This is a genomic window from Paracoccus gahaiensis (genome assembly GCF_005048225.1).
Lineage (GTDB): Bacteria > Pseudomonadota > Alphaproteobacteria > Rhodobacterales > Rhodobacteraceae > Paracoccus > Paracoccus gahaiensis.
In genome coordinates this window covers 1-19,985 of sequence record NZ_SUNI01000004.1, presented here as the reverse complement: position 1 = coordinate 19,985, position 19,985 = coordinate 1, and the positions used below count along the sequence as shown (strand labels likewise).

The 19,985-nt window shown below is 68.6% G+C and carries 19 protein-coding genes, 1 tRNA gene and 1 riboswitch; of the genes, 17 read left to right on the top strand and 3 right to left on the bottom strand.

Going from position 1 to position 19,985, the window contains the following annotated elements:
- Positions 1 to 6 precede the first annotated feature (6 nt).
- Positions 7 to 660: a flagellar hook capping FlgD N-terminal domain-containing protein gene (locus FA743_RS06350; RefSeq protein WP_136885041.1), complete on the top strand. Its 654-nt coding sequence runs from the start codon at positions 7 to 9 to the stop codon at positions 658 to 660.
- 652 nt (positions 661 to 1,312) lie between these two features.
- Here FA743_RS06350 and cbbR read toward each other — a convergent pair.
- Positions 1,313 to 2,248, bottom strand: a complete 936-nt coding sequence (gene cbbR / locus FA743_RS06340; protein ID WP_136885040.1) for a LysR family regulator CbbR — start codon at positions 2,246 to 2,248, stop codon at positions 1,313 to 1,315.
- Positions 2,249 to 2,351: 103 nt separating this feature from the next.
- On the opposite strand from cbbR, the gene FA743_RS06335 reads away from it, so the two are divergent.
- From FA743_RS06335 to FA743_RS06300, 9 genes are all read left to right on the top strand, one after another.
- Positions 2,352 to 3,311 (top strand): FIG domain-containing protein, encoded by a 960-nt coding sequence (locus FA743_RS06335; protein WP_246054858.1) that lies wholly within the window; start codon positions 2,352 to 2,354, stop codon positions 3,309 to 3,311.
- A 7-nt stretch (positions 3,312 to 3,318) separates the two neighbouring features.
- Positions 3,319 to 4,191, top strand: a complete 873-nt coding sequence (locus FA743_RS06330) for a phosphoribulokinase (RefSeq protein WP_136885038.1) — start codon at positions 3,319 to 3,321, stop codon at positions 4,189 to 4,191.
- 33 nt (positions 4,192 to 4,224) lie between these two features.
- The gene (locus FA743_RS06325; protein WP_136885268.1) at positions 4,225 to 5,679 is read left to right on the top strand and encodes a form I ribulose bisphosphate carboxylase large subunit; all 1,455 of its coding nucleotides are present in this window, start codon (positions 4,225 to 4,227) and stop codon (positions 5,677 to 5,679) included.
- Positions 5,676 to 5,825, top strand: coding sequence for a hypothetical protein (locus FA743_RS20250; RefSeq protein ID WP_169308790.1), 150 nt, complete (start codon positions 5,676 to 5,678; stop codon positions 5,823 to 5,825). The genes FA743_RS06325 and FA743_RS20250 overlap by 4 nt, the downstream gene beginning before the upstream one ends.
- Positions 5,826 to 5,880: 55 nt before the next feature.
- Entirely contained in the window at positions 5,881 to 6,300 is a 420-nt protein-coding gene (locus FA743_RS06320; RefSeq protein ID WP_136885037.1) for a ribulose bisphosphate carboxylase small subunit, read from the top strand.
- A 60-nt stretch (positions 6,301 to 6,360) separates the two neighbouring features.
- Positions 6,361 to 7,308, top strand: coding sequence for a CbbX protein (gene cbbX / locus FA743_RS06315; protein ID WP_136885036.1), 948 nt, complete (start codon positions 6,361 to 6,363; stop codon positions 7,306 to 7,308).
- Positions 7,309 to 7,325: 17 nt separating this feature from the next.
- Positions 7,326 to 8,006, top strand: coding sequence for a ribulose-phosphate 3-epimerase (gene rpe, locus FA743_RS06310; RefSeq protein ID WP_136885267.1), 681 nt, complete (start codon positions 7,326 to 7,328; stop codon positions 8,004 to 8,006).
- A gap of 139 nt (positions 8,007 to 8,145) precedes the next feature.
- Complete coding sequence (locus FA743_RS06305; RefSeq protein ID WP_136885035.1) at positions 8,146 to 8,925, top strand: SDR family oxidoreductase; 780 nt, start codon at positions 8,146 to 8,148, stop codon at positions 8,923 to 8,925.
- Between the two features lie 85 nt (positions 8,926 to 9,010).
- Complete coding sequence (locus FA743_RS06300; RefSeq protein WP_136885034.1) at positions 9,011 to 10,084, top strand: ABC transporter ATP-binding protein; 1,074 nt, start codon at positions 9,011 to 9,013, stop codon at positions 10,082 to 10,084.
- Positions 10,085 to 10,266: 182 nt separating this feature from the next.
- On the opposite strand, the gene FA743_RS06295 is transcribed toward FA743_RS06300, so the two are convergent.
- Positions 10,267 to 11,988: a glycosyltransferase family protein gene (locus FA743_RS06295; RefSeq protein ID WP_136885033.1), complete on the bottom strand. Its 1,722-nt coding sequence runs from the start codon at positions 11,986 to 11,988 to the stop codon at positions 10,267 to 10,269.
- Positions 11,989 to 12,151: 163 nt separating this feature from the next.
- Positions 12,152 to 12,242, top strand: a riboswitch (glycine riboswitch).
- A 150-nt stretch (positions 12,243 to 12,392) separates the two neighbouring features.
- Here FA743_RS06295 and gcvT point away from each other — a divergent pair.
- From gcvT to FA743_RS20245, 7 genes are all read left to right on the top strand, one after another.
- Positions 12,393 to 13,514: a glycine cleavage system aminomethyltransferase GcvT gene (gcvT, locus tag FA743_RS06290; protein WP_136885032.1), complete on the top strand. Its 1,122-nt coding sequence runs from the start codon at positions 12,393 to 12,395 to the stop codon at positions 13,512 to 13,514.
- Positions 13,515 to 13,529: 15 nt separating this feature from the next.
- Positions 13,530 to 13,886, top strand: a complete 357-nt coding sequence (gene gcvH, locus FA743_RS06285) for a glycine cleavage system protein GcvH (protein WP_211242210.1) — start codon at positions 13,530 to 13,532, stop codon at positions 13,884 to 13,886.
- Between the two features lie 84 nt (positions 13,887 to 13,970).
- On the top strand, positions 13,971 to 16,811 hold the full coding sequence (gcvP, locus tag FA743_RS06280; RefSeq protein ID WP_136885030.1) for an aminomethyl-transferring glycine dehydrogenase: 2,841 nt from the start codon (positions 13,971 to 13,973) through the stop codon (positions 16,809 to 16,811).
- A 144-nt stretch (positions 16,812 to 16,955) separates the two neighbouring features.
- On the top strand, positions 16,956 to 17,315 hold the full coding sequence (locus tag FA743_RS06275) for a hypothetical protein (protein ID WP_136885029.1): 360 nt from the start codon (positions 16,956 to 16,958) through the stop codon (positions 17,313 to 17,315).
- 4 nt (positions 17,316 to 17,319) lie between these two features.
- Positions 17,320 to 19,203: a pyrroloquinoline quinone-dependent dehydrogenase gene (locus tag FA743_RS06270; RefSeq protein WP_136885028.1), complete on the top strand. Its 1,884-nt coding sequence runs from the start codon at positions 17,320 to 17,322 to the stop codon at positions 19,201 to 19,203.
- 67 nt (positions 19,204 to 19,270) lie between these two features.
- Positions 19,271 to 19,346 (top strand) — tRNA-Ala (locus tag FA743_RS06265).
- A 229-nt stretch (positions 19,347 to 19,575) separates the two neighbouring features.
- Positions 19,576 to 19,749, top strand: a complete 174-nt coding sequence (locus tag FA743_RS20245) for a hypothetical protein (protein WP_169308789.1) — start codon at positions 19,576 to 19,578, stop codon at positions 19,747 to 19,749.
- A 64-nt stretch (positions 19,750 to 19,813) separates the two neighbouring features.
- Here FA743_RS20245 and FA743_RS06260 read toward each other — a convergent pair.
- Positions 19,814 to 19,985: transposase (locus FA743_RS06260; protein ID WP_169308788.1), on the bottom strand; the 172-nt coding region annotated here is incomplete at its 5' end.

The following is a 19,985-nucleotide window of genomic DNA, read 5'->3' as shown; positions in this document are numbered from 1 at the left end:
ACATCCATGGTCGACGCCATCGCCTCGCCTTCCCTGCCGACCGCCCCCACGGGTCCGGGGACCGGCTTCTCGGCGGCCGGGACGGGCGCGGATTTCCAGACCTTCCTGACCATGCTGACCGCGCAGCTGAAGAATCAGGATCCGCTGAACCCCATGCAGGGCACGGATTTCGCGATTCAGCTGGCCACCTTTGCCGGGGTCGAGCAGCAGGCGCTGAGCAATCGGTTCCTCGAGCAGATGGCGGGTCAGGCGGGCGGCAGCGGCATCGCCGCCTGGATCGGCAAGGAGGCGCGGACCACGGCGCCCGTCTGGTTCGGCGAGGCGCCCCTCACCCTGGACATCGCGCCGCATGAGCAGGCCGACAGCGTCCAGTTGGTCACCCGCGATGCCGGCGGCCGCGAGGTCGCCCGCGAAGAGATCGGCCCCGGCAAGGGCCAGATCGACTGGCGGGGCTTGGACCCGAAAGGCGCGAAGCTGCCCGACGGGCTGTATGGCTTCACCCTGGAGAGCCGCCGGGGCGATGAATTGCTGGCCGACACGCGCGTCGGCGCCTATGCGCGGATCGTCGAGGCGGAGTTCGGGAACGGGGGCCGCCTGGTCTTCGAAGGCGGCAGTTCAGCCCCCGCCTCCGAGGTGACGGCGCTGCGTGATCCGGCGTGATTGTGCGGGAAGGGGGGGGAAGGACGGAGCCGGGCTTGGGATGTGTGGTTCAGGTCTGTGCGACGCGTGGGTTCCGCCGATGCCGAACCTTGCCGCATCGTCGCCATGCGCCTGCGCGAGGATGCCGGATGCTCAACAGGTTCACGCGTTCTGCCCCGCTCAGGCGTCGCGGCCGACGCGGACAGCGGACAGCGGACAGCGGACAGCGGACAGCGGACAGCGGACAGCGGACAGCGGACAGCGGACAGCGGACAGCGGACAGCGGCGATGATGGATCCTGCGCAATCGGTTCAACCAGGAACCGTTCACGGCGTCGCGTCGGGCGCAGTGGTGGTGGACCTGATGCTGCCGGGTATTCCTGAGGTAACCGCAGGCGGAGGGTGAGGCGCGGTGATGATGGGTCCGGTCAAGGACGGTCACGGCACAGGATCGGGAGAGCGGTCGGGGTTCGCAGGCCGGATCTGTTGATCAAGCGTCCCACATCGGACGGCATCTCGACGGGTCCGTGAGGCCGGGACGAGTGTGCAGGCCAGATCGGACAAAACGCGTGAAAACCGGAGAGCGAGAGCCAACGGGTGACGGGCAACGGGCGACAAGCAAAGCATCGAACGGCAAGCCTGCCGGGGCGGCCTACGCTGCCGGCGGCGGGGTCTCACGGCAGGGCGGGGGCGATCCGGGGCAGGAAGCTGCCGCCGAGGCCGGCGATGGCGGCGCGGATGCGCTCGGTGGCGGGGCTGGGGGCGCGGTCGGCGCGGTGCAGCAGGTACCAGCTGCGCTGGATGGGCAGGCCGATCGCGGACAGGGCGGTCAGGCGGCCGGCGCGCAATTCCTCGGTGCAGGTGTGCTGCGAGATCAGCGCGATGCCGAGACCCGCGATGACCGCCTGCTTGATCGTCTCGTTCGTGCCCATCTCGACCGCGCGCCACGGGGCGCCCTCGCCGATGCGGTCCAGAAAGCGGGTCATCAGGATGCGCGTGCCCGACCCCTCCTCGCGCGAGAGGAAGGTCTGGGACAGAAGATCGCCCGGCATCACCGGGTCCTGGGCGGCCAGCGGATGGTCGGGGGCGGCGATGATGATGTGGGGATGGGGCCCGACGGGGTCCGAGATCACCGCAGGCTCGCGCGGAGGGCGGCCCATGATCGCCAGGTCCAGCTCGTCCCCCGCCAGCGCGGCCAGAATCGCGTCGCGGTTGCCGATGCGCAGCGTCACCTCGATCCGCGGCAGGGCGCGCTGCAGGGTCGCGACCAGAAACGGCGCGAAATACTTGCCGGTCGAGACCACCCCCAGGACCACGGTGCCGCTGTGTCCCTGGCGCAGCGCCGCGATCTCGCGGCCCGCGCGGGCGAGGGCGGTGGCGATCTGACCCTCGGCCACCAGCAGCGCGCGGCCCTCGGCAGTGGGGCGGAAGACGCCGTGCTCGGCGCGCTGCAACAGCGCGGTTCCCGCCAGATCGTCCAGGGATTTCAGTTGGCTGTGGATCGCGGGCGGGGTCAGGCCCAGCTGGGCGGCGGCCAGGGTCAGGCTGCCGCTGTCGGCGACGGCGCGCAGGGCGCGCAGCTGGCGCAAGGTCAACGCATCGGTTTTCATCTTCACTTTTCCTGAACCCAGCTTCTTTCTTATTAAATTTTACAAAAGCATCCCACCTGTCAACCTGCTTCCACGGACAGCCACTGCCGGGGAGGCGATGACCATGACGCATCTTGAGACCCGCCTGATCCCGACCCGGTTCCGGCCGGTGCTGGAGGCGATCGCCCAGGCGTCGGGAACGCTGTCCGACCGCATCCGGCGCGGTGGCGAGATGGCCGAGGCTGCGGCCCCGTCCTCTGCCGCGGCCGAGGCCCTGTTCACGGCGACGCTGCGCGGGGCCGGGGTGCGCTGGCTGTCCACGCCCCTGCGCCCCGAACCGCAGGCCCTGCAGCCTGACGGCGCGCTGGCCGTGGCGCTGGACCCGCTGGAGGGCGCCTCGGGGATCGAGGCCAACATCCCCGCTGGCACGATCTTTGCGATCTTCGCCGCCGGCGACACAAGCGAGGCCAGCTTTCTGCGCCCGGCGCGCGACATGCTGGCGGCGGGCTATGTGCTGCACGGGCCGCGCTGCTGCCTGGTGCTGAGCTGCGGCCAAGGCACGCAGATCCATGTGCTGGACCCCGAGAGCCGCCGCTTTGCGCTGAGCTGCGAGCGGGTCGCCCTGCCCTCGGCCTCGCCGGAATTCGCCATCGACGCGGCCCATTACCGCCACTGGGCGCGTCCGGTGCGGGCCTATGTCGACGATTGCATGGCCGGGGCCGAGGGGCCGAGGGCGCGGGCGTTCAGCATGCGCTGGACCTCGTCGCTGACCGCCGAGGCGCATCGCATCCTGATGCGCGGCGGCATCTTCCTGGACCCCGCCATAACCCGCCCGGGCGGCGAGCGGGGCCGGTTGCGGCTGCTGCATCAGGCCGCCCCCATCGCCTTCCTGATCGAACAGGCGGGCGGACGGGCCACGGACGGCGCCCTGCCCCTTCTGGACGCCCCCCTGACCGAACTGGCGGCGCTCAGCCCGCTGGTCTTCGGCAGCGCCGACAAGGTCGACCGGGTCGCCGGCTATCACGACCTGCCCGAGGCCGAGGTCTCGGCCCTGTTCGGCCATCGCGGCCTTTTCCGAGCCTGAGGACATCATGAGCAAGAAGCACCCCATCATCTCGGTCACCGGCAGTTCGGGCGCGGGCACGACCACGGTCAAGTCGACCTTCGACCAGATCTTTCGCCGCGAGGGCATCACCGCCGTCAGCATCGAGGGCGACGCCTTCCACCGCTATGACCGCGCCGCGATGAAGGCCGAGCTGACAGACCGTCTGGCCGCCGGCGACGCGACCTTCAGCCATTTCAGCTATGACGCCAACGAGCTGGAGAAGCTGGAGGAGATCTTTCGCATCTATGGCGAGACGGGGCGCGGCCAGACCCGCCACTATGTCCATGACGAGGCCGAGGCCGCGCGCTGGGGCAGCCCGCCGGGCACCTTCACCGATTGGGCGCCCTTCGCGGATGGCAGCGACCTGCTGTTCTACGAGGGGCTGCACGGGGCGGTGGTCAACGACACCGTCGATCTGGCCGCGCTGGCCGATCTGAAGATCGGCGTGGTGCCGGTGGTCAATCTGGAATGGACCCAGAAGATCCACCGCGACAAGGCGCAGCGCGGCTATTCGACCGAAGCCGTGACCGACACGATCCTGCGCCGGATGCACGCCTATGTGCACTGCATCTGCCCGCAATTCACCCAGACCGACATCAATTTCCAGCGGGTGCCGGTGGTGGACACCTCGAACCCGTTCATCGCCCGATGGATCCCCACTGCCGACGAAAGCCTGGTGGTGATCCGGTTCCGAAACCCCAAGGGGATCGATTTTCCCTACCTGACCCAGATGATCGACGGGTCCTGGATGAGCCGGGCCAATTCCATCGTCATTCCCGGTCCCAAGATGGACCTGGCGATGCAGCTGATCCTGACCCCGATGATCCTGCGCCTGACGGGCGAGGCCCGCCGCGCCTGACACCCTTTCCAAGGAGGACGACCCATGAACGAGATGCCCAAGACCCAGATGGACGCCAAGAAGCGCTATACCGCGGGCGTGCTGAAATACGCGCAGATGGGCTATTGGGAGCCCGACTACACCCCCAAGGAAACCGACATCATCGCGCTGTTCCGCATCACCCCGCAGGAGGGCGTGGATGCGGTCGAGGCGGCGGCGGCGGTGGCGGGCGAAAGCTCGACCGCGACCTGGACGGTGGTCTGGACCGACCGGCTGACGAATTGCGAGAAATACCGCGCCAAGGCCTATCGCGTGGACCCGGTCCCCAACAGCCCCGGCGAGTTCTTCGCCTATATCGCCTATGATCTGGACCTGTTCGAGGGCGGCTCCATCGCCAACCTGACCGCCTCGATCATCGGCAACGTCTTCGGCTTCAAGCCGCTGAAGGCCCTGCGGCTGGAGGACATGCGGCTGCCCGTCGCTTACGTGAAGACCTTCCAGGGCCCCGCCACCGGCATCGTCGTCGAGCGCGAGCGCCTGAACTGCTATGGTCGCCCGCTGCTGGGCGCCACGGTCAAGCCCAAGCTGGGCCTGTCGGGCCGCAACTATGGCCGGGTGGTCTATGAGGCGCTGAAGGGGGGCCTCGATTTCACCAAGGATGACGAGAACATCAACAGCCAACCCTTCATGCATTGGCGCGACCGGTTCCTCTATTGCATGGAGGCCGTGAACCGCGCGTCCGCGGCGACCGGAGAGGTGAAGGGCACCTATCTGAACGTCACCGCCGGCACGATGGAAGAGATGTATGCGCGCGCCGAGTTCGCCAAGTCGCTCGGCTCGGTGATCGTGATGATCGATCTGGTGATCGGCTATACCGCGATCCAGTCCATGGCCAAATGGGCGCGCGACAATGACATGATCCTGCACCTGCACCGCGCCGGTCACAGCACCTATACCCGCCAGCGCAACCACGGCGTCAGCTTCCGCGTCATTGCCAAATGGATGCGCTTGGCCGGCGTGGATCACCTGCATGCCGGCACGGTCGTCGGCAAGCTGGAGGGCGATCCGGCCACCACCAAGGGCTATTACGACATCTTCCGCGAGGAGCGGAACCCGATGGCGCTGGAGAACGGGATCTTCTTCGATCAGGAGTGGGCGTCGCTGAACAAGATGATGCCGGTCGCGTCGGGCGGCATCCATGCGGGGCAGATGCACCAGCTGCTGCATTATCTGGGCGAGGATGTGGTGCTGCAGTTCGGCGGCGGCACGATCGGCCACCCGCATGGCATCGCGGCGGGCGCGCAGGCCAACCGCGTCGCGCTGGAGGCGATGGTCTTCGCGCGCAACTCGGGCCGCGACATCTGGAACGAGGGCGAGGATATCCTGCGCGCCGCCGCCCGCACCTGCACGCCCCTGAAGCAGGCGCTGGATGTCTGGAAGGATGTCAGCTTCAACTATGCCTCGACCGACGCGCCCGACTTCGCCCCCACCCCCGAGGTGACGGCGTGACCGGCTGGCCGGAGGCAGGCGCGCTTCCGACCAGCCACCCCGACGGGGCCTGCGAGTTCGCGCCCTATCTGCCCGTGCCTTTGCAGCGCCTTGGCCCGCGCCTGCACCTGCCAACCTGGACGCCCCGCCGCGACCTGCATCCCTGAGGACCTGCGCCCCTCGCGCGCAGGTCCCGACCCCGAACCGCAAAGGATCTTCCCCATGAAAATGACCCAAGGACAGTTCAGCTTCCTGCCCGACCTGTCGGATGACGACATCCGCGTGCAGGCCCAATATGCCATCGACAAGGGCTGGGCGGTGTCGGTCGAGCACACCGACGACCCCCATCCCCGCAACACCTACTGGGAGATGTGGGGCCATCCGATGTTCGACAATCCGGACGCCGCCGCGGTGGTCTTCGAGGTCAACGAATGTCGCAAGCTCTATGGCGGCCAGTATATCCGGGTGATCGCCTTCGACGCCTCGCCCGGATGGGAATCGATCCGCATGGCGATGATCGTGAACCGCCCCGCGGTCGAGCCGGGCTTCCGTCTGGTCCGGCAGGAGGGCGAGGGCCGCAGCGTCCGCTATACGATCGAGAGCTATGCCATGCGCGAACCCGAGGGCGCCCGCTATCCCTGAGGGGATCTGTCCGGGCGGCGGCTCCTCCCCGCCGTCCGGATGTCTTTATCGCAAAGGTGCATGATGACCGACGACCAACCCGCCCCGCCCGCAGACCTTCCCACCCATGTCGATCTGGCGCAGGACTTCGCCGACAGCGGCGTGGCCGAGGTGCTGGCCGATCTGGACCGCGAGCTGGTGGGCCTCGCGCCCGTCAAGGCCCGCATCCGCGAGACCGCCGCCCTGCTGCTGGTCGACCGCGCCCGCCGGCGTCTGGGTCTGGCGACCGAGACCCCGACCCTGCACATGAGCTTCACCGGCAATCCCGGCACCGGCAAGACGACCGTGGCGCTGAAGATGGCCGCGCTGCTGCACCGGCTTGGCTATGTCCGCAAGGGCCATCTGGTGACCGTCACCCGCGACGATCTGGTCGGCCAGTATATCGGCCATACCGCCCCAAAGACGAAAGAGGTGCTGAAGAAGGCGATGGGCGGCGTGCTGTTCATCGACGAGGCCTATTACCTCTACCGCGCCGAGAACGAGCGCGATTACGGGCAGGAGGCGATCGAGATCCTGCTGCAGGTGATGGAGAACAACCGCGACGATCTGGTGGTGATCCTGGCGGGCTATGCCGACCGGATGGACCGCTTCTTCGCCTCGAACCCCGGCTTCCGGTCCCGGATCGCGCATCACATCGAGTTCCCCGATTACAGCGACGGTGAGCTGCTGCACATCTCGGAGGGGATGCTGTCGCGGCAGAACTACACGCTGGACGACGCCGCCCGCGCGGCCATGGCGCAGTACATCGCCGCCCGGCGCGGCCAGCCGCATTTCGCCAATGCGCGGTCCATCCGCAACGCGCTGGACCGCGCCCGGCTGCGGCAGGCCAACCGCCTGTTCGGCGAGGCGAAGGGCCCCCTGGACGCGGCGGCCCTGTCCACGCTGACCGAACCCGACATCCGCGCCAGCCGGGTCTTCGCGGGCGGGCTTGACGTGGACCGCGCCAGCAGGCAGGCCGCAGCCGAATGACCCCGCAGGAGACGCCCATGGATTTCGACCGCAAGATCAAGATCGCGCCCTCGATCCTCTCCGCCGATTTCGCCAATTTCGGGGCCGAGATCCGCGCCATCGAGGATCAGGGCGCGGATTGGGTCCATGTCGACGTGATGGACGGGCATTTCGTGCCGAACCTGACCTTCGGCCCGCCCGCCGTGAAGGCCTTCCGCCCGCATGTGACGACCTTCATGGACGTGCATCTGATGATCGCGCCGGTGGATGCCTATATCGAGGCCTATGCTGAGGCGGGCGCCGACATGATCACCGCCCATGTCGAGGCCAGCCCCCATCCCCACCGCACCCTGCAGGCGATCCGCGCGACGGGCAAGAAGGCGGGCATCGCGCTGAACCCCGGCACCCCGGCCGAGGCGGTGGATTACCTTCTGGACCTCTGCGACATGGTGCTGGTGATGACCGTGAACCCGGGCTTCGGCGGGCAGAAGTTCATCCACAGCCAGCTGGACAAGATCGCCCGCATCCGCGCCCTGATCGGCGACCGCCCGATCCACATCCAGGTCGATGGCGGCGTCGATCCCACGACCGCGCCCCTGGTCGCCAAGGCCGGTGCCGACGTGCTGGTCGCAGGCTCGGCGGTCTTCAAGGACGGCTCGGTCGACAGCCCGCAAATTTATGGGGTCAACATGCAGGCCATCCGCACCTCCATCGCCTGATCCTGCTTTGGTCTCTAAGTATCCCGGGGGGCTGCGGGGGGCCGGCCCCCCGCTTCCATCGCCAGCCCCCCGCTCCTGCCATTTGACAATCCCCCCGACCCCACGTCTTCTGCGCCCCTGACCATAAAAGGAGACGAGGATGGATCTGGGCATCACGGGCAAGCGGGGGCTGGTCTGCGCCGCCTCCAAGGGGCTGGGCCGGGGCTGCGCCGAGGCGCTGGCCGCCGCCGGCGTCAATCTGGTCATCAACAGCCGCACCGAGGCCGAGATCACCCGCACCGCCCATGAGATCGCCGAACGGCACGGCGTCGAGGTCACCCCCGTCGCCGCCGACATCACCACCGCCGAGGGCCGCGCGCTGGTGCTGGAGGCGGTCGGTCATGCCGACATCCTGGTCACCAATGCCGGCGGCCCGCCCCCGGGCAACTGGCAGGACTGGAGCCGCGACGACTTCATCCGCGCCATCGACGCCAACATGCTGTCGGCGGTCGCGCTGATGCAGGCGCTGGTGCCGGGCATGATGGACCGGGGCTGGGGGCGGGTCGTCAACATCACCTCGGGTTCGGTCCGCTCGCCCATTTCGGTGCTGGGCCTGTCGAACACGGCGCGGACCGGTCTGACGGGATTTGTCGCGGGCATGTCGCGGCAGGTGGCGGGCAAGGGCGTCTGCGTGAACAACCTGCTGCCCGGCATCCACGCGACCGACCGCGCCGACAGCCTGGATGGCGGCGTGGCGACGGCCAAGGGCATCACCGTGGATCAGGCCCGCGCGCAGCGTCAGGCCACGATCCCCACCGGCAGCTATGGCACGGCCGCCGATTTCGGCGCGACCTGCGCCTTCATGTGCAGCCAGCAGGCGCGCTTCATGGTGGGACAAAATGTCCTGCTGGACGGCGGCGCGCTGAACGTCACCATATGACAGCCGCCCGCCCGGTTGCGGGACCCGGGCGGCCCTGCTAGGCCAAGGCGAAACCCGACCGAAAGGCTTGGCCCGGACCGTGACGATGCCTCCCCGACTTCAGGTCGACTGCCTGACGCGCCGCTTCGACGGCGCGCCGGTGGTCGACGATGTCAGCTTCCAGGTCGAGCCGGGACAGGTCGCCTGCCTGCTCGGGCCCTCGGGCTGCGGGAAATCCACGACGCTGCGGATCATCGCGGGCGTGGACATGCAGGATAGCGGGCGGATCTTCGTCGACGGGCAGCTGATCTGCGACACCAGCTTCCGCATCCCGCCCGAACGCCGCGCCATCGGGCTGATGTTCCAGGATTTCGCGCTGTTTCCCCATCTGCCGGTGCGCGAGAACGTGGCCTTCGGCCTGCCCGGCGGGTTCAAGGCGAACCGCGACCGCGTGGGCGCGCTTCTGGACCGCGTGCAGATGACGCGCCACATCGACAGCTATCCCCACCAGCTCTCGGGGGGCGAGCAGCAGCGCGTGGCCCTGGCCCGCGCCTTGGCGCCGCGCCCCCGCGTGCTGCTGATGGACGAGCCCTTCTCGGGCCTCGACGAGCGTTTGCGCGACGGCATCCGCGACGAGACGCTGGCGCTGCTGAAGGACGAGGGCACTGCCGTCCTTCTGGTCACGCACGAGCCGCAGGAGGCGATGCGCATGGCCGATCAGATCCTGCTGATGCGGTCGGGGCGGATCGTGCAGCAGGGCGCGCCCTACAACCTCTACAATGCGCCGGTGGACCGGCAGGCGGCGGGGTTCTTCAGCGACATCAACGTGCTGACGGGCCGGGTGCAGGGCGCGCTGACCGACACGCCCTTCGGGCGCTTCCTGACGCCGGGCATCCCCGAAGGGGCCGAGGTCGACATCGTGATTCGCCCCCAGCATCTGAGGATCGACTTCGACCGCGCGGGCCAGGGCCCCGCGCCCACGGCGGAAAACGGCACCGCCGCCTTGGCCCGCGTGACCCGCGCCCGCTATCTGGGCCGCGATTCGCTGGTGGAATTCGCCACCGATGCGGGCGCGATCACGCTGAACGCGACCGTTCCCGGCGTCTTCCTGCCGCCCCCCGGCACGCCCATGTGGCTGATGCTGCGCCGCGACCGCGTCTTCGTCTTCCCCCGGGGCTGAGCCCTGCCCCAAGGCCGAAGGGGGGCTGCCTGCCCCCCGTCGCGGCAAGCCGCGCCGCCCCCCGGGGATATTTCAGGACCAATGCAGGAGGGGGCCGGTCCGGGGTTTCATCTTGGGGAAAATATTCTGCGGGGGGAGTCGCGGCCTGCCGCGACGGGGGGCGCAAAGCCCCCCTTCGGCCGTCACGCCTGTCCCGTGGCCTGACGATAGGCCGCCAGCACCTGATCCAGATGCATCCGCCGTCCCTCGGGGTCGGCCAGGCTGTCGCAGATCCGCCGGGCCCGCATCGAGATCAGCCGGCAGACCTCGGGATTGGCGCGGGCCCAGGCCAGGCGGTCGGCCAGGTTGGCGCCGCCGGGCAGCAGCGGGATGTAATGCGACCAGGGGCGAAAGATCGGGGTGACGAAGCTCTCCCAGCCATCCGTCTCCTTGAACACCACCGCCTGGCTCTGGGCCAGGGGCAGGAAATCCGCATCCCCCTCGGAGCCGCCGAGGCAGATCGCATAGCGGGGCGGCGTGGCCGGAGGCCCGGCCTGCGGGGCGGGTGCCGCCAGGCCGGCCCGGGCCAGGGCCTTGGTCAGGCGCGGATCGGGGGCGAGGGCCAGATCGGTGCCCGGCGTCCCGGCCTGGCCCGCCAGAAAGCGCCAGCGCGGGGTCAGGGGCAGATCGCGGGCCGCATCCCGGAAGGCCTGCGAGTCGGGCGGCTGCGACAGCAGGGCGGTGATCGCGGCCTCGGCGGTGACCCCGCTCTTGGGGACATGGCCCGACAGCCCGCCCCGCCAGATGGCCAGATCGGCGCGCTCGTCCCAAGGGGGATCGGCGGGCAAAGGCGCGCCGGGAAAGCCGTCATTGCCGATCCGGTGCCGCCACGGCGCGGGCCAGAGGAACAGGTGGCGCGCCCCCTTGCGGCGCAGGCCGACGATCATCGGCCCCTGGATCGGATGGTCCGGGCCGCTTCCTGCAAAGCAGGCCGGGCGCATGTCCAGCCAGTATTTTCCCCGATCCGTCAGCGCGGCGATGTCATTGGCCACCGCCGCCACCCGCAGCAGGCCGGGTCGCAGCGCGTCCAGATAGAACTGCCCGTCCGGCCCGCGCCGCAGGGGCATGCGCGCGCCATCCGCCGCATGGACCTCGTTCCGGTCCATGTCCACGCAGAGCGCGTCGGGGGTCGGCGGCGGCGCGCCGCGCAAGGGTTCGTCGCGCCGGGAGGGGCTGGCATGGCGGACCAGGCGCTGCGCCAGGCGGGCGCGGCGGGCCTCCTTGATGCCGCCGCCCGGACGCGGCGTCTCCAGCATGCGCATCACCCGGGGCAGGTTGTCCTCGCGCGCCCGGCGCACGGCATCGCCCGGCGCGGCCGGGACCTTCGGCAGGTCGTACCAGGGGGACAGGGCGGTGCGGTAATCCTCGGGCGCGGCCTCGTCGATGTCGATCTCGAGGAACTCGCGCCGGCCCTTGAAATGCGCGCGCACGCCCTTGAGATGCGCGTCCCAGTCCTCGGCCCAGATGTCGGCCAGATCGCCCAGGCCCACGCCCAGAGAGGCCGCGTAGCTGCGCGCATAGGCGCCGCCCCGGTGCAGGTAGCGGCTGACGATCCAGTCCTCGACCCGCCGGGTGTTCAGCAGGAAGACCGCGCCGGGATAATGCCGGTCCAGCAGAGCATAGTCCTTGAAGGCCTCGATCACCGGCAGGTTGAGGAAGCGCACCGATTCCATGTCGGTGAAGGCGGTGACCGTGTCGGCCCAGCGTGCAAGGGGCTTGCGCCCGGCCAGCTTGGCATAGGCGATGTCCTCGGCCAAAGCGCCTTCCAGCCAATGGGCGGCGGGGATGCCGTTCATGTCGAACAGCCGCGCGATGAAGGTCGTGCCGCATTTGTTGAAGCCGATCTGGAAGAACTTGGGCGGCATAAGGGGGCCTTTCACGCTGTTGTGCGCGACGATGGAGACGGACCCCCGGCCTGTCAACGCCCGCCCGCCCAACGATCGGGCAGGACCGCCCCGGGTCGTGGCACGCCGGACCGGTCCCCGGACAAAGGTCTTGCCTTGGGCCGGGGCTGCCGCTAGCACATCAGGCAGGAATTCGGGAGACACCGGCCACCCGGCCGGGGCCGAAGGAGAAGCCGCCCCGGCAAGCTCTCAGGCAAAAGGACCGTCTTCCCCAAGAACTCTGGAGAGTGGCCGCCAAGGCCCGCCGAAGGGATAATGATCTCAGGCGCCCAAGCTTTGGGCAGGGACAGAGGGGGCATCGACGCGCGGGGGGCCTCTCCCCGTCCAACCGATGCCGGCTGTCCGGCTGAACCGCAGGAGGCCAGATGGCCGACACGACACGCCGAACCGGACTTCACGATCTTCACATCGAGCGCGGCGCCCGGATGGTGCCCTTCGCGGGCTGGGACATGCCCGTGCAGTTCCCGATGGGCGTCATGGCCGAGCATCTGCACACGCGGGCGCGGGCCGGCCTCTTCGATGTCAGCCATATGGGGCAGGTGCTGGTCACCCCCGGGGACGGCCGGATCGAGACCGCCGCCGCCGCGCTGGAGACGCTGATCCCCGCCGATCTGGCCGGGCTGGCGCCGGGGCGGCAGCGCTACGGGCTGTTCACCAATGATCAGGGCGGGATCCTGGACGATCTGATGGTCGCCAACCGGGGCGATCATTTCCTGCTGGTGGTGAATGCGGCCTGCGCCGAACAGGACATCGCGCATCTGCGGACCCTTGCGGGGGTGCGGATCACCCCGGTCACCGATCGCGGGCTGCTGGCCCTGCAGGGCCCCGAGGCCGAGGCGGTGCTGGCCCGGCTGGTGCCCGGGCTGGGCGAGATGCGCTTCATGGACAGCCGCATCCTGGACTGGAACGGGGCGGATCTGTGGATCTCGCGCTCGGGCTATACCGGCGAGGACGGGTTCGAGATCTCGGTGCCCGAGGCGCGGCTGGAGGAATTCGCCCGGGCGCTGCTGGGGCATCCCGAGGTGGCGCCGATCGGTCTGGGCGCGCGCGACAGCCTGCGGCTGGAGGCCGGGATGCCGCTCTATGGCCATGACATGGACGGGTCGGTCACGCCCGCGCAAGCGGCGCTTGGCTGGTCGATCCCCAAGGTCCGCCGCAGGGGCGGGGCCCGGGCGGGCGGGTTTCCCGGTGCCGAGGTGATCCTGCCCGAGCTGGGGGCGCCCGAGGTGATCCGCCGGGGCCTGCGCCCCGAGGGCCGCGCGCCGATCCGCGAGGGCGTGGCGATCTTTGCCGCCCCCGAGGGCGGCGAGGTGCTGGGCCATGTGAGTTCGGGCGGGTTCGGCCCCTCGGTCGGCGGGCCGGTCGCGATGGCGCGGCTGCACGTGGACCTTCCCGAGGGCGGACAGGTCTGGGCCGAGCTGCGCGGCAAGCGCCTGCCCGTGACCCTGAGCGCCCTGCCCTTCGTTTCCCCCTCCTACAAACGCTGAAGGACCATCATCATGCTGAAATATACCGAAGATCACGAATGGCTGCGCGCCGAGGGCGACGAGATCGTCGTGGGCATCACCAGGCATGCCAGCGAGCAGCTGGGCGACGTGGTGTTCATCGAGCTGCCCGAGGAAGGGCGCGAGGTCGCGGCGGGCGAGGAGATTGTCGTGATCGAGAGCGTCAAGGCGGCCAGCGACATCACCGCTCCGGTGGCGGGCGTCATCACGGGCGTGAATGCCGCGCTGGCCGACAGCCCCGGCGACGTGAACGGCGATCCGATGGCGGCGTGGTTCTTTCGGATCAAGCCTGCGGAGGCCAGCGCGATGGACGGGTTCATGGACGAGGCGGCCTACACGGCGCTGGTCGAGTAAGCCGGGGGTTTCACCCCCGGACCCCCAGGGTATTTGGACAAAGAAGAAGGGGCGCAGCCGTGCCCGGACTGGATGGAGTGACGGATGAGCCGCTGGATGCCGACCGAGTACAACCCCGACGATTTTGCCAACCGGCGCCATATCGGGCCGTCGCCTGCCGAGATGGCCGAGATGCTGGCGGCGGTGGGCGCCGAGGATCTGGATCAGCTGATCGCGCAGACCGTGCCGGCGGCCATCCGGCAGACGGACCGGCTGGACTGGCCGGCCCTGTCCGAGGCGGGGCTGCTGGCGCGGATGAAGGAGGTCGCGGCGAAGAACCGGGTGATGACCAGCCTGATCGGTCAGGGCTATTACGGGACCTTCACGCCTCCGGCGATCCAGCGCAACATCCTGGAGAATCCGGCCTGGTACACGGCCTATACGCCCTATCAGCCCGAGATCGCGCAGGGGCGGCTGGAGGCGCTGCTGAATTTCCAGACGATGGTGGCGGATCTGACCGGGCTGCCGGTCGCCAATGCCTCTCTACTGGACGAGGCGACGGCGGCGGCCGAGGCCATGGCTATGGCGCGGCGGCAGTCGAAGTCGAAGGCGGATGCGTTCTTCGTGGCGCATGACCTGCATCCGCAGACGATTTCCGTGATCGCGACGCGGGCGGCGCCCTTGGGGATTCGGATCGTCACCGGCTCAATCGACGATCTGGTGGCGGGCGAGGTCTTTGGCGCGATCTTCCAGTATCCCGGCACCTATGGCCATATCCGCGACCTGACGCCCGAGATCGAGGCGCTGCACGCGGCGGGGGCGCTGGCGGTGGTGGCGACCGACCTGCTGGCACTGTGCGTCCTGCGCGAGCCGGGCGCGATGGGGGCGGATATCGCCGTGGGATCGGCGCAGCGCTTTGGGGTGCCGATGGGCTATGGCGGGCCGCATGCCGGGTTCATGTCCTGCCGCGACGCGCTGAAGCGGGCGATGCCGGGGCGGATCGTCGGCGTCTCGGTCGACAGCGCGGGCAACCCGGCGCTGCGGCTGGCCCTGCAGACGCGCGAGCAGCATATCCGGCGCGAGAAGGCGACCAGCAATGTCTGCACCGCGCAGGCGCTGCTGGCGGTGATGGCGGGGTTCTATGCGGTGTTCCACGGCCCCGTCGGCCTGCGCGCGATCGCGCAGCGGGTGCATCTGCATGCGGTGACCGTGGCCCAAGCGCTGCGGGCGGCGGGGGCCGAGGTGGCGCCGGAGGCGTTCTTCGACACGATCACCGTCAAGGTGGGCGTGGGTCAGGCCGGCATCATGGCCGCCGCCCGGCACCGGGGCATCAACCTGCGGCAGGTGGGCCGCGACCGCGTCGGCATCAGCGTGGACGAGACGACCGATGCCGGCGTGATCACCCGGCTGCTGGATGCCTTCGGGATCACCGATGCGGCACCCGCGTCCAGTGTGCCCGCCATTCCCGAGGACCTGCTGCGCGAGACGGACTATCTGACCCATCCGGTCTTTCACATGAACCGCGCGGAATCCGAGATGATGCGCTATATGCGGCGGCTGTCGGACCGCGATCTGGCGCTGGACCGGGCGATGATCCCGCTTGGGTCCTGCACGATGAAGCTGAACGCCGCGGCCGAGATGATGCCGATCACCTGGCCCGAATTCGGGGCGCTGCATCCCTTCGCGCCCCATGACCAGGCGGCGGGATACCATGAGGCGATCGCGGACCTGACCGAGAAGCTGTGCGTGATCACCGGCTACGAGGCGTTCTCGATGCAGCCGAACAGCGGCGCGCAGGGGGAATATGCGGGGCTTCTGACCATCCAGGCCTATCACCGCGCGCAGGGCGACGATCAGCGCGACATCTGCCTGATCCCGGTCAGCGCGCATGGCACCAACCCGGCCAGCGCGCAGATGTGCGGGATGCAGGTCGTGGTGGTGAAATCGGCGCCCAATGGCGATATCGACCTGGAGGACTTTGCGGACAAGGCCGCGAAGGCCGGGGAGCGGCTGGCGGCGGTGATGATCACCTATCCCAGCACGCATGGCGTCTTCGAGGACACGGTGCGGCAGGTCTGCGACATCACGCATCAGCACGGGGGCCAAGTCTATATCGACGGGGCGAACATGAACGCCCTGGTCGGTCTGGTGAAGCCCGGAGAGATCGGCGGCGATGTCAGCCACCTGAACCTGCACAAGACCTTTGCCATCCCGCATGGCGGCGGCGGTCCCGGCATGGGGCCGATCGGGGTCAAGGCGCATCTGGCGCCCTACCTTCCCGGCGATCCGCGCGATGCGGAGAGCGGGGCGGTCAGTGCCGCGCCCTATGGCAGCGCCTCGATCCTGCTGATCAGCTGGGCCTATTGCCTGATGATGGGCGGCGAGGGGCTGACGCAGGCGACGCGCGTGGCGATCCTGAACGCGAACTATATCGCGGCGCGGCTGGCCGGGGCCTATCCGATCCTGTTCATGGGCAATCGCGGCCGGGTGGCGCATGAATGCATCATCGACACGCGGCCCTTCGCGGAACATGGCGTGACGGTCGACGACATCGCCAAGCGCCTGATCGACAATGGCTTCCATGCCCCGACGATGAGCTGGCCGGTCAGCGGCACGCTGATGGTGGAACCCACGGAAAGCGAGACCAAGGCCGAGATCGACCGCTTCGTCACCGCCCTGCTGGCGATCCGGGCCGAGATCACCGAGGTGGCCGAGGGGCGCATCGCGGCCATCGACAGCCCGCTGCGCCACGCCCCCCACACGGTCGAGGATCTGGTGCGGGACTGGGACCGCCCCTATGGGCGCGAACAGGGCTGCTTCCCGCCGGGCGCCTTCCGGGTGGACAAGTACTGGCCTCCGGTGGGACGCGTCGACAATGCCCATGGCGACCGCAACCTGATCTGCACCTGCCCGCCGCTGGAGGCCTATGCCGAGGCTGCCGAATAGGGTTCTGCCCAAGTTTCTGCCCCGGGGGCGGGGTTAATCCCGCCCCATCGGGGAACCTCTGCCCGGCGGGGGCATTCACCTTTATGTCAGAACCGGGCACGCGGACGTGAACCGCCTGTCCGGCGTTTCAGCCACGAGGTGCCGATGCCTGCCCCCCTTCCCCCTGCCGCCCGCGCCCGCGAGGAACTTGTTGCCAATCTGATGGCCATCCCCGCGGCCCTTGGGCTGATCCTTGCCGTGATCGCCTTCTTTCATCGCGGCTCCGGCATCTCCGGCACGCCCGGCGCGGGGCTGGCCATTCTGGGCATGGCCGCGCTGACCGTGGCCGCGCTTCTGGTCGGCCGGCTGGCGCCGGGCCGGCTGCGGACCTTCGTGACGGTGATGATCCTGATCGGCGGGCTGCTGACGCTGCTCTGCGCGTGGTTCCTCATGCAGGGCTGGATCATGCTGATGATCGTCCTGACCCTGGCCCTGTGGCTGGTCTTCATTCTGGTCGCGAGGTAAGCCCATGACCCTGTTCCGCATCCTTCCCGCCCTCGTGCTCTGCGCCCCCGCAGCCTCTGCGCAGCAGACCGAATGGACCGGCTTTCACGGCAATGGCATGGCGCAGAAATACAGCGCCTCGACCCAGATCACGCCCGAGAATGTCGGCGATCTGGAAAAGGCATGGGAGATCCATACCGGCGACGTCTCGGACGGGTCGGGCGACATGGTGGGCACGGTCTGGTCGGCGACCCCGATCCTGGCCAACGACCTTCTGTATATCGGCACGCCCTTCTACCGCATCCTGGCCGTGCGGCCCGATACCGGCGAGATCGTCTGGACCTACGAGCCCGAGGACACCGCGCTGGAGCCCCTGACCCAGCCCGAGCTGAAGAACCGCGGCGTCACCTATTGGGAGGGCGAGGGAGACGGTCCCTGCGTGCGGCGCGTCTATATCGGCACGATGGACGCGGAACTGCATGCCGTCGATGCCGACACCGGCGCGCTCTGCGCCGATTTCGGCGAGGCGGGCATCCTGAACGTCAACCAGTGGAACAAGCCCGACGCCAACTTCCCGCTGTCGCAGCTGCAGCCGCCCACCGTCTTCCGCGACAAGCTGCTGCTCGGCTGGGCCGGCAAGGACTGGCATGACGTCGAGAACCCCTTGGGATCCGTCTTCGCCGTCGATGCGCGCACAGGCGAGTTGGAATGGACCTTCCTGTCCATCCCCGAGGATTACGATGGCGTGACCGGCACCTCGAACGTCTGGACCGCCATGTCGGTCGACGAGGAGAACGGCCTGGCCTACCTGCCCGTCTCCAGCCCCAGTGCCGACTATTACGGCGGCACCCGGCTCGAGGAGATCCCGCTGGCCACCTCGGTCACCGCCGTCGACGGCGATACCGGAGAGGTCGTCTGGTCCCGCCAGCTGGTCAAGCACGACATCTGGGATTACGACACCGTGTCCGCGCCGACCCTGATCGACATCCCGAACGAGGACGGCCCGATCCCGGCCTTGGTGCAGCCCACCAAGATGGGCTATGCCTTCGTGCTGAACCGCCTGACCGGAGAGCCGGTCTTCCCGATCGAGGACCGCCCCGTCCCCGCCTCGGATGTCGAGGGCGAGGTCGCCTCGCCCACCCAGCCCGTGCCCACCCTGCCCGCGCCCTCGATGGACGACGACTGGGGAGGGGTCTTCGGCCTGGCCGATCTGGCCTCGTTCGGCTACTGCTCGCGCACCTTCGACGAGCTGCGCTACGAGGGCCGCTTCACGCCCCCCAGCCTGGAGGGCACGCTGGCCTATCCGGCCACGGCGGGCGGCTATCAGTGGGGCGGCGGCGCGGTCGATCCGGAAAGCGGCATCCTCTACATCAACAGCTCGCGCATCGCCCAGATCTATCAGCTGATCGAGCGCGAGGAATACGAGACCCTGCAGACCGGCGGCAGCGAGGCCGAGGGCGGGCTGTTCCCGATGACCGGCGCGCCTTACGGCTTCCGGCTGACGAATTTCCTCAACCCGGTCGGCATGCCCTGCTGGAAGCCGCCCTATGGCCTGATGTCGGCCATCGACCTGAAGACCGGCGAGACCCTGTGGGAGCGTCCCTTCGGGCAGATCCAGAAATGGGGCTTCTACATGCCCGAAAGCTGGGGCTCTCCCACCATCGGCGGCCCGGTCGTGACCGCCTCGGGGGTGATCTTCATCGGCGCCTCGATGGATGCCCGCGTCCGCGCCCTGGACGCCACCACCGGCGACGTCCTGTGGAAGGCGCAGGTCGAGGCGCCCGCGGTGTCCAACCCCGCCGTCTACGACTACGACGGCCGCCAGTATGTGGTCTTTGCGGTCGGCGGCAATTCGATCATCAAGCCGCAGGTGGCCGACCAGCTGGTGGCCTACGCCCTGCCCGACTAGGTCGCGATCCGGGCGGCGCGGGAACCCTTGACAAACCGCGCCGCCCGGGCCACCAAGCAACCCGGATGGGGTCGTAGCTCAGTTGGTAGAGCGCGTCGTTCGCAATGACGAGGTCAGGGGTTCGATTCCCCTCGGCTCCACCAAAGTATTCACTTTAATACTGCGATTACAGCATACTAGAGCACCTAAACTTTGCTACTTCCCGCTTTCCTTCCCCACCTCAATTTTGGTTAGAGCTGTCATCTTCGCAAGTTTCTGCCGGGCGTCGTTATATCGTAACTGGTTGGTTGTTACCGCGGTGACTGGGCCTTGATGCGGACGACGAGGTCTTCGTCGTCGACAAAATGGTCGAGGAACGCTTGCCAGTTTTCGATGGTGACGCGGACGGCCCTGCCCGCACTGGAGAGCATCCGCGGCCTGATCGAGACGGTGACGGTGCACGTGATGAACCCGGAAGGCATCAAGTTGGAGTTGAAGGGGCGCCGTCGGCGATGGTGGGTCTGGCTCAGGGCCGGACAGCAAAAAGCCCGCTGGAAAGCGGGCTGAATGGATGTTTGGTTGGGGGTGGTTGCGGGGATAGGATTGAACCTATGACCTTTAGGGTCAGGATTCATAACCAATAGATGACGAGAGCCGCGAGGGCGATGGCTGAGAGGAACACTTTGGGGCAGCGGTCGTAGCGGGTGGCGACGCGCCTCCAATCCTTGAGCCTTCCGAACATGATCTCGATCCGGTTGCGGCGCTTGTAACGGCGTTTGTCGTATTTGACTGGCGTCTTGCGT